The following is a 9823-nucleotide window of genomic DNA, read 5'->3' as shown; positions in this document are numbered from 1 at the left end:
GTCAGCGCCGGGCCGTCGGCGCTGACCGCGGCGCCCACCCCGATTTCGCGCAGTTGCGCGGCCAACGACGAGCCGAGCGCGCCGTCGGCGTCGAACAGCACCGCGTCATGACGGCGCGGGTCGATGACGGCCGGCCCCGATTTGCCCATGACCAACCTTCTCACGGTGGCCGGTGCCCCCGGGGCCGGGTCAGTGCCGCGAGTGCCCCGGCGCCGACGGATGTGTCGGCGGTACCGAGCGGGCGACCCGGCGCGCGGAACGCTTGCGGGTAAACAGCAGCACGGAATCGTCGCCGAGGGCCACCAGGCGCGCCATGCCCAGCTCGATGCCGGCGGCCAGCTGCTTGACGTCGAACGCGTCGCCGTGTTCGGCGGTGATCCCGAAGACCAGTTCGTCGCCGTAGCTCAGCACCGCGACGCCGGTGTGCAGCGCCGTGGCGGTCGGGGGGATCGGCAGCAGCCGTTCCAGCGTCTGGCCCATCACCCGAAGCCGGCGGCGCGGCCCGGGCACGTTGGTGGCCAACGTGACGATGGCCCGCTGCGGCACGCGGGAGAGCAGCTGTAAGACATTGCTGCGCAACACCTTCGGCAGCAAGCCGAGCACCGACTCCGCGATGCCCAGGGGCTGGGCGGCCTGCTTGGCCTGCCACCGGGTGTGCACGGTCTGCAACCGCCGCACCGGGTCGTCGTGTTCGACCGGCAGGTGCGAGAGCATGGCCGAGCGGACCGGCAGCGGCACCAGGGCGCGCAGCGAGTCGGCCCGCGGTTGTTCGCCGCGGCCGATCAGCGCCGTGCGGAAGCCCTCGGTGATGGCGGCGAGCGCGACGTCGTTCGCGCTCACCCCGAACTTGCGGCAGACACTGTCGACGTCGGCGATCGGCACCCGCACGGTGCTGTAGCGCCGCAGCGTGCTCACCGCGTCGGTGCGCACGACCGGCCACAGCGCATCAATCAGGGCGCCGGTCAGGTTGCCGGCGGCCAACGAGGTCCGCCACAGCGCGTCCACCCAGCCCGGTTCGGCGGATGTGGATGGCGCAGCCTGCTTGCCCGCGGCGGTGTTGGCGAAGGTATCGGCGTCGTCGTCGCAGAGCCTGCTGATCAGCCGGGCGGCCGGGTTGCCGTCGAGCAGGCCGTGATGGGTTTTCATCAGGATCGCCCACCGGTTGCCCGTCAGGCCTTCGATGATCCAGCACTCCCACGGTGGCCGACCGGACTCCAGCGGCCGTTCCAGCGCGTAGGCGATGGCCCGGGACAGCTCAGCCTCGTCGCCGGGGCGGGGAATCGCCACCCGGCGCACGTGGTGGGCCAGGTCGAAGTCCGGGCAGTCGATCCATTCCTGATTGCGCGGCTGGGCCCGCAGCAGCTGGGTGCATCGCGCGATGGGCTGGATACGTTCCGCCAGAAGGCTTTTGAGCCGCTCGTAATCGGGCGCGGTGCCGTCGACGATGGCGACCGCGCCGACCGCCAGGCTGGCGTGCTGATCCGGATCGTGGGCCTGCAGGAAAGCCGTGTCCAGTGTCTGCGCCATGCTGCCCCCGGCCGTGTCCGCTTTTTGAACTTGTACCAGTATTTGTGGAGCTCGTGATCCGCGGTAGTGCCCGCGGCGTTAAGACCTTGTTTAGGAGTTGACGATCGGTTTAACAACGGTTGTACTGAGCCGCGGTTAAATCGAACACCAGTTCGATATACTCGTCGGGTGGGCTGGTTTAACGGGCCGCCGAGCTGGGCGGAAATGGAGCGGGTGCTCGACAGCAAGCCGCGCCATGCCGGGGAGTCGGCGGGCCCGGAATCCGACGGCCCGCTGTCGCGCCGGCGCGCGACGTATCGGCCACCGGATGACGGCCGGGCGTCCCGCTCGTCCGTCGCCTATGCCGAACTGCATGCGCATTCGGCGTTCAGCTTCTTGGACGGGGCGAGCACGCCCGAGGAGCTGGTCGAGGAGGCGGCCCGGCTGGACCTGCGCGCCCTGGCGCTCACCGATCACGACGGCCTGTACGGGGCGGTACGGTTCGCCGAAGCGGCGGCCGAGCTCGACATGCGCACCGTGTTCGGCGCCGAACTGTCTTTGGGGCGTCAGAGCCGCGAAGGCGGCGACATCGGGGTCAGCGCACGCACCGAGGTGCCGGACCCGCCCGGCCCGCACCTGCTGGTGCTGGCCCGCGGTACGGAGGGTTACCGGAGGTTGTCGCGGCAACTGGCCGCGGCGCACCTGGCCGGCGGCGAGAAGGGCAAGCCCCGTTACGATTTCGACGCGCTGACCGAGGCCGCCGGCGGACACTGGCACATCCTGACGGGCTGTCGCAAAGGCCATGTGCGCCAAGCGCTTTCCGAGGGTGGCCCATCGGCGGCCGAGCGGGCGCTGGCCGACCTGGTGGACCGGTTCGGTGCGCACCGGGTCAGCATCGAGCTCACTCATCACGGTCAACCGCTCGACGACGAACGCAACGCCGCGCTGGCCGCGCTGGCCCCACGCTTCGGGGTGGGCGTCGTGGCCACCACCGGCGCGCATTTCGCGGGGCCGTCGCGGCGCCGGCTGGCCATGGCGATGGGCGCCATCCGGGCGCGGGAGTCCCTGGATTCGGCCGCCGGGTGGCTGGCCCCGCTGGGCGGTTCGCACCTGCGCTCCGGGGAGGAGATGGCCCGGTTGTTCGCGCAGGTGCCTTTTGGGGGCACCGACGTGGTGACCGCGGCCGCCGAGCTGGGCGAGCAGTGCGCGTTCGGGCTGGCGCTCATCGCGCCGCAGCTGCCGCCGTTCGACGTGCCCGCCGGGCACACCGAGGACAGCTGGCTGCGGCAGCTGACCATGGCCGGGGCGCGCCGGCGCTACGGGTCGGCCGAGCAGGCGCCGCGCGCCTATGCCCAGATCGAGCACGAGCTCAAAGTCATTGCCCACCTGACGTTTCCGGGTTACTTCCTGGTGGTGCACGACATCGCCCGGTTCTGCCGGGAGAACAACATCCTGTGCCAGGGGAGGGGATCGGCGGCCAACTCCGCGGTCTGTTACGCCCTCGGTGTCACCGCCGTCGACCCGGTGGCCAACGAGCTGCTGTTCGAGCGCTTCCTGTCGCCGGCCCGCGACGGGCCGCCCGACATCGACATGGACATCGAGTCCGACCAGCGCGAAAAGGTCATCCAGTACGTCTACGACAAATACGGCCGCGACTACGCCGCCCAGGTCGCCAACGTCATCACCTACCGGGGAAAGATCGCGGTGCGCGACATGGCCCGCGCCCTGGGCTTCTCGCAGGGCCAGCAGGACGCGTGGAGCAAGCAGATCAACCACTGGAACGGGCTCGCCGACGCACCCGATGTCGAGGGCATTCCCGAACCGGTGGTCGATCTGGCGAACCAGATCCGCAACCTGCCGCGGCACATGGGCATTCATTCCGGCGGCATGGTGATCTGCGACCGGCCGATCGCCGACGTGTGCCCGGTGGAGTGGGCGCGCATGGAGAACCGCAGCGTCCTGCAGTGGGACAAAGACGACTGTGCGGCAATCGGTTTGGTGAAGTTCGATCTGCTCGGGCTGGGGATGCTGTCGGCGCTGCACTATGCCATCGACCTGGTGGCCGAGCACAAGGGGATCGAGGTGGACCTGGCCCGCCTCGACCTCTCCGAGCCGGCGGTGTACGAGATGCTGGCCCGCGCAGATTCCGTCGGCGTGTTCCAGGTGGAGTCGCGCGCGCAGATGGCCACCCTGCCACGGCTGAAGCCGCGGGTGTTCTACGACCTGGTGGTGGAGGTCGCGCTGATCCGTCCCGGCCCCATCCAGGGCGGGTCGGTGCATCCCTACATCCGACGGCGCAACGGGGAGGCGCCGGTGATCTACGACCACCCGTCCATGGCGCCGGCACTGCGAAAGACGTTGGGAGTACCGCTCTTTCAGGAGCAGCTGATGCAACTCGCGGTCGACTGCGCCGGCTTCTCGGCCGCCGAGGCCGATCAGTTGCGCCGCGCCATGGGATCCAAGCGCTCGACCGAACGCATGCGACGGCTGCGCGGCCGGTTCTACGAGGGCATGCGCGCGCTGCACGGCGCCAGCGACGAGGTGATCGACCGCACCTACGAAAAGCTGGAGGCCTTCGCCAATTTCGGCTTCCCGGAAAGCCATGCGCTGAGCTTCGCGTCGCTGGTCTTCTACTCGTCGTGGTTCAAGCTGCACCACCCGGCGGCGTTCTGCGCGGCGCTGCTGCGCGCCCAGCCGATGGGGTTCTACTCGCCGCAGTCGCTGGTGGCCGACGCGCGCCGGCACGGCGTGACGGTGCACGGCGCGTGCGTCAACGCCAGCCTGGCGCACGCCACCCTCGAAAACGCGGGCACCGAAGTCCGTCTCGGGCTGGGCGCGGTCCGCCATATCGGCGACGACCTGGCCGAGCGACTGGTCGAGGAGCGAAAAGCCAACGGCCCGTTCGCTTCCCTGCTGGACCTGACGGCACGGCTGCAGTTGAGTGTGCCGCAGACCGAGGCGCTGGCCACGGCCGGAGCTTTTGCCTGCTTCGGCATGTCCCGGCGCGAGGCGTTGTGGGCGGCCGGGGCGGCGGCCACCCAGCGGCCGGGCCGGTTGCCCGGGGTGGGATCGTCCTCGCACATCCCCGCGCTGCCCGGGATGAGCGAGCTGGAGCTGGCCGCCGCCGACGTGTGGGCCACCGGCGTCTCCCCGGACAGCTACCCGACGCAGTTCCTGCGGGCCGACCTGGACGCGATGGGGGTGGTACCCGCCGAGAAGCTGGGCTCGGTGCCCGACGGCGACCGGGTGCTGATCGCCGGCGCGGTCACCCATCGGCAGCGGCCCGGCACGGCGCAGGGGGTCACGTTCATCAACCTCGAGGACGAGACCGGGATGGTCAACGTGCTCTGCGCGCCGTGGGTGTGGGCGCGGCATCGCAAGCTGGCGAACTCGGCGCCGGCGCTGCTGGTGCGCGGGCAGGTCCAGAACGCCAGCGGCGCGATCACCGTCGTCGCCGAGCGGCTGGGCCGCATCACCCTGGCGGTCGGCTCGAAGTCCCGCGACTTCCGCTAAGAATTCCATCACGTGGAATCGGCCTGATCCGCACCAGCCGACCTCTCAGCCGACGACTAACCGCCCGGCGTCGTCCAGACTCGGGTCGGGGTGATCGCCAACCGTGTGCTGAATGCATCCATCGACATGCCCTCGTTCGACTCCAATTGCTCGGCGAGCTCACGGTATTTCGCCCAGTACGGTTCGTCGTCCCGGCAATTGACGTCGGTGGCATCGATCGTGGCCGTCCCGCCGATGACGATGATGCCGCCGCCGCTTCCGTCCGAATCAAGGTTGAGGCTGACTTGGGGGTGCGCCTTGACGTGGGCGACCTTGGCGGCCTGCGGCAACGTGTACACCGTCAGCTTGGTGCCGTCGAAGTAGAACCAGACCAGCCGGGGAACCGGCTGACCCGATTTGGCGACGGTCGTCAGCCATCCGAAGTTGTCTGACCGCAGCCTGTTGGAAACCTCTTGTGTCAGTTCGACGCTCATCAGCCGAATGTAACCTCCAAGCATGACCCTGAATCTGTCCGTCGACGAACTGCTTACCACCACCCGCTCGGTCCGCAAGCGTCTCGACTTCGACAAGCCGGTGGGCCGCGACGTGCTGACGGAATGCCTCGAACTGGCGCTGCAGGCGCCCACCGGTTCCAATTCGCAAGGCTGGCAATGGGTGTTCGTCGAGGACGCCGAGAAGAAGAAGGCGATCGCCGACGTCTACCTGGCCAACGCCCGCGGCTACCTCAGCGCCCCGGGGGCCGAATACCCCGAGGGTGACACGCGGGGTGAGCGGATGGGCGCGGTCCGCGATTCCGCGACCTACCTCGCCGAGCACATGCATTCCGCACCGGTCCTGTTGATCCCCTGCCTGGAGGGCCGACCGGACAAGTCGCCGCTGGGCGGGGTGTCGTTCTGGGCGTCGCTGTTCCCAGCGGTCTGGAGCTTCTGCCTGGCGCTGCGCTCGCGGGGACTGGGGTCGTGCTGGACGACGCTGCACCTGCTGCGCGACGGCGAGCAACGGGTCGCCGACATCCTGGGCATCCCGAACGACCGCTACAGCCAGGGCGGGCTGTTCCCGATCGCCTACACCAAGGGCACCGACTTCCGCCCGGCCAAGCGGCTGCCCGCCGACCGGGTCACGCACTGGAACACGTGGTGAGTCATACGTTCAGGGGCCACACCTCGACGACGCCGTGCGCGACGGCGCACGGCGTTTGACTTACCCGCTCGATCGCGGCGTCCAGATCGTCGGCCTCGAACACCGCGAACCCCGCGATCGGCAGCTCTGAACTCATAAACGGCCCGGCCTCGACCCGCAGGCCGGCGCCGTCCGGGTTGCGCACGGCAACGGGTTCTCCGGCAATCCCGACAAGTGCGCCGGCCGCACGCAGTTCGTCGTCGCGCGTGTGCGCGGCACGCTTGCAGTCGTCGGTCGCCCGGCGGTAGCCGGCTTCGTCTCCGTAACCGATCGTGATGAAGGTAGCCATAGCACTGCTGACTGGCGCGGGGCCGAGTACTCATCGGGCCCCGGCGTAGCCGTGTTGCCGCCAGGCCTCGTAGACCGCGATCGCCGCGGCGTTGGACAGGTTCAGCGAGCGCCGGCCCGCCAACATCGGAATGCGTACCTGCGCGGTGATGTGCGGGTCGGCCAGCGTCGCGGCGTCCAGCCCGGTGGGTTCGGGGCCGAACATCAACACATCGCCGGCCCGGTAGCGCACGTCGGCGAACGACGTGGGCGCGTGCGCGGTGAAGGCGAACACCCGCTGCGGTGACAGCGCCGCCCAGGCGTCCGCCAGCGACGCGTGCACCGTGACCGACGCCAGGTCGTGGTAGTCCAGTCCGGCCCGCCGCAGCTTGGGTTCGGACAGGTCGAACCCCATCGGCTCGACCAGATGCAATTCGCAGCCCGTCGCCGCCGCCGTCCGGATGGCGTTGCCGGTGTTGGGCGGGATCCGCGGCGCCAGAAACATCAGCTTGAACACAACGGGGATAATGGTCGCATGGTCGAGCAGAGCATCTGGATGCAGAAGGTCGCTGCCGATCCCGGCCATTCGCAGTGGTACATCGAGCGTTTCCGCGCGATGACCCGCGCCGGCGACGACCTGGCCGGCGAGGCCCGCTTCGTCGACGCGATGGCGCCGCGCGGCGCCCACATCCTGGACGCCGGCTGCGGGCCCGGCCGGCTGGGCGGATATCTGGCCACGGTCGGCCACCGGGTGGTCGGTGTGGACGTCGACCCGGCGCTGATCGAGGCGGCCGAACAGGACTACCCCGGGCCGCGCTGGCTGGTCGGCGACCTGGCCGAGCTTGACCTGCCGTCGCGCGGCATCGCCGAACCGTTCGACGTCATCGTCTCCGCCGGCAACGTCATGGCATTCCTGGCGCCCAGCACCCGCATCCAGGTGCTGAGCCGGCTGCGCGCCCACGTCGCCGACGACGGCCGCGCCGCGATCGGCTTCGGCGCCGGCCGCGACTACGACTTCGACGTGTTCCTCAACGACGCGGCCGACGCCGGCTTCGCGCCTGATCTGCTGCTGTCCACCTGGGACATGCGGCCGTTGCGCGACGACTCCGATTTCCTGGTCGCGCTGCTTCGTCCCGCCTAGGATTGCGCGCTCGCGGTGTTTGCCAGGGGTGACCGCGCGGGCGCGGCGCCACCTTGGAGGGACCTGTCTGCTCAGTAACGATTCTGGTGGCCCGCGCCGCGGGCTGTCATACTCGTCGGATTGCCACACCTACACGCACACGCCTATCTGGCGCGGGGCGGGCGAAATAAAGCAGGAAGTTTCATGAGCCTCTCGTTTCTTTCAGCGCTCAGCGTCAGCGCAGCGGCCGGTCGTGCGGCCGCGATGACATGACCATGTTCACCCGCCCGACCAACCCGGCCGAGGCGGAAGTCGCCCAGCCCGCGCCGGTGGGCGGGGCGGACGCGGCGCCGGCCAAGCGCCCGCCGTCCTGGTCGCTGACCAACTGGCCGGTCGGCTGGAAGGTGCTGGCGATCGTGCTGGTCCCGCTGACATTGGCGACGGTGTTCGGGGTGCTGCGCATCAACGCCGCGATGGCCAACGCGGCCGGCTTGCGGCTCGCCGCCACCCGCGCCGACGTCGTCCCGGTCATCACCAAATACATGTCCGCGCTCGACGTCGCGCTGCTGGCCGGGTCCACCGGGCGCGACGTCGACGGCGCCAAGAAGAACTACGAGGCGCGCAAGGGCGAACTGCAGTCCAGGCTGGACGACACCGACGTCAACTCCGACGTCCGTTCCGGGGTGACCAACCTCCTCGACGGCGGGCAGATGCTGGTCAATAAGGCGGCCGACCCCGCCCTCGGTTTGCGGGAGCGGGTCACCCTCTACGCGCCGATCCTGTTGACCGCCGAGGACGTCATCAACGCCTCGGTGCGCGTCGACGACGAGAAGATCCGCGCCCAGGCGCAGGGCCTGAGCCGGGCGGTGGGCGCCCGCGGCCAGATGACGATGCAGAAAATCCTGGTCACCCGCGGGGCCGAGCTACCCGAGCCGCAGCTGCGGACCTCGATGACCACCCTGGCGGGCACCGAACCCTCGACGCTGTTCGGGATGAGCGAGGTGCTCGGCGCCGGGTCGCCGGAGGCCAAGACGCTGCAACAGCAGATGGTGAGCCGGATGGCGATCATGTCCGATCCGGCCAGCGTGCTGGTCGACAACGCCGACCTGCTGCGTTCGATCCAGACCACCGACGACATCGCGGACCAGGTCATCAAGAACGCCACCGCATCGGTGACCAAGTCGGTGCACGCCCAGGCCGCCGAGCGCCGCTCGGCCGCGATCACCGACGCCGTCCTGGTGCTGGCCGCGATCGTGATCGCATTGGCGGTGGTGCTGCTGGTCGCGCGGGCGCTGGTGCGGCCGCTGCGCATCCTGCGCGACGGCGCGCTCAAAGTCGCCCATACTGATCTCGAGGAAGAGATCGCCCGGGTGAAAGCCGGTGGTCCCGAACCGATTCCGACCCCGCTGCCGGTCTACACCACCGAGGAGATCGGCCAGGTCGCGCATGCGGTCGACGAGCTACACACCCAGGCCCTGCTGCTGGCCGGCGACGAGGCGCGGTTGCGGCTGCTGGTCAACGACATGTTCGAGACCATGTCGCGGCGCAGCCGCTCGCTGGTCGACCAGCAGCTGGCGCTCATCGACCGGCTGGAACGCAACGAGGACAACCCCGACCGCCTGGACAGCCTGTTCCGCCTCGACCACCTGGCGGCGCGGCTGCGCCGCAACAGCGCCAACCTGCTGGTGCTGGCGGGCGCGCAGCTGGCCCGCGACCAGCGCGACCCGGTGCCGCTGGCCACGGTGATCAACGCCGCGGTCTCCGAGGTCGAGGACTACCGCCGCGTCGAGGTCGCCGGGCTGCCCGAATGCTCGCTGATCGGCGCGGCCGCCGGCGGCGCCATCCACCTGTTCGCCGAGCTGATCGACAACGCGCTGCGCTACTCGCCGCCGACCAGCCCGGCGCGGATCTCGGCCTCGCGCGGCGGGTCGGATCCGCACGGCGGCGTCGTGGTGCGGATCGCCGACTCCGGTCTGGGAATGAACGACACCGACCGGCGGATGGCCAACATGCGGCTGCAGGCCGGGGGCGACGTCAGCCCCGACAACGCCCGGCACATGGGTCTCTTCGTGGTCGGCCGGATCGCGGCCCGGCACGGCATCCGGGTCGGCCTGCGCGGCCCGGCGGCCAACGAGTCGGGCTCCGGCACCACCGCCGAGATCTACCTGCCGCCGACGGTGCTGGCCGGGTCGGCCGTCCACCACCGCCTATCTGCTGGCCAAGATCGCGGTGTTCTGC

General features: G+C 70.0%; 8 protein-coding genes and 1 pseudogene. 4 read left to right on the top strand and 5 right to left on the bottom strand.

Annotated features, from left to right (window positions below):
- Together DQP58_RS27515 and DQP58_RS24200 are read right to left on the bottom strand one after the other, a co-directional pair.
- Window positions 1–149: pseudogene (locus tag DQP58_RS27515) on the bottom strand (trehalose-phosphatase); the annotation flags it as partial.
- Between the two features lie 40 nt (window positions 150–189).
- Window positions 190–1527 carry a wax ester/triacylglycerol synthase domain-containing protein gene (locus DQP58_RS24200; protein WP_112710661.1) on the bottom strand — a complete coding sequence of 446 codons (1338 nt, stop codon included), beginning with the start codon at window positions 1525–1527 and terminating at the stop codon, window positions 190–192.
- Window positions 1528–1695: 168 nt separating this feature from the next.
- On the opposite strand from DQP58_RS24200, the gene DQP58_RS24195 reads away from it, so the two are divergent.
- Window positions 1696–5019: an error-prone DNA polymerase gene (locus DQP58_RS24195; protein ID WP_112710660.1), complete on the top strand. Its 3324-nt coding sequence runs from the start codon at window positions 1696–1698 to the stop codon at window positions 5017–5019.
- Between the two features lie 56 nt (window positions 5020–5075).
- On the opposite strand, the gene DQP58_RS24190 is transcribed toward DQP58_RS24195, so the two are convergent.
- A complete protein-coding gene (locus DQP58_RS24190) occupies window positions 5076–5492 on the bottom strand; it encodes a TIGR03667 family PPOX class F420-dependent oxidoreductase (RefSeq protein ID WP_112710662.1) in 417 nt (138 codons plus the stop codon).
- A gap of 22 nt (window positions 5493–5514) precedes the next feature.
- On the opposite strand from DQP58_RS24190, the gene DQP58_RS24185 reads away from it, so the two are divergent.
- Window positions 5515–6159, top strand: a complete 645-nt coding sequence (locus DQP58_RS24185) for a nitroreductase family protein (RefSeq protein WP_112710659.1) — start codon at window positions 5515–5517, stop codon at window positions 6157–6159.
- 1 nt (window position 6160) lies between these two features.
- On the opposite strand, the gene DQP58_RS24180 is transcribed toward DQP58_RS24185, so the two are convergent.
- The gene (locus DQP58_RS24180) at window positions 6161–6487 is read right to left on the bottom strand and encodes a YciI family protein (RefSeq protein ID WP_112710658.1); all 327 of its coding nucleotides are present in this window, start codon (window positions 6485–6487) and stop codon (window positions 6161–6163) included.
- Window positions 6488–6517: 30 nt separating this feature from the next.
- The gene (locus DQP58_RS24175; protein WP_112710657.1) at window positions 6518–6982 is read right to left on the bottom strand and encodes a tRNA (cytidine(34)-2'-O)-methyltransferase; all 465 of its coding nucleotides are present in this window, start codon (window positions 6980–6982) and stop codon (window positions 6518–6520) included.
- A gap of 18 nt (window positions 6983–7000) precedes the next feature.
- On the opposite strand from DQP58_RS24175, the gene DQP58_RS24170 reads away from it, so the two are divergent.
- Together DQP58_RS24170 and DQP58_RS24165 are read left to right on the top strand one after the other, a co-directional pair.
- Complete coding sequence (locus DQP58_RS24170) at window positions 7001–7606, top strand: class I SAM-dependent methyltransferase (RefSeq protein ID WP_112710656.1); 606 nt, start codon at window positions 7001–7003, stop codon at window positions 7604–7606.
- A gap of 248 nt (window positions 7607–7854) precedes the next feature.
- On the top strand, window positions 7855–9823 hold a 1969-nt coding region (locus DQP58_RS24165), incomplete at its 3' end, for a sensor histidine kinase (RefSeq protein ID WP_133259429.1).

The sequence above is a fragment of the Mycobacterium colombiense genome (assembly GCF_003284975.1).
GTDB classification, from domain to species: Bacteria; Actinomycetota; Actinomycetes; order Mycobacteriales; family Mycobacteriaceae; genus Mycobacterium; species Mycobacterium europaeum_A.
The sequence above is the reverse complement of the archived record's forward strand: the minus strand, read 5'-3'. Positions and strand labels throughout refer to the sequence as shown.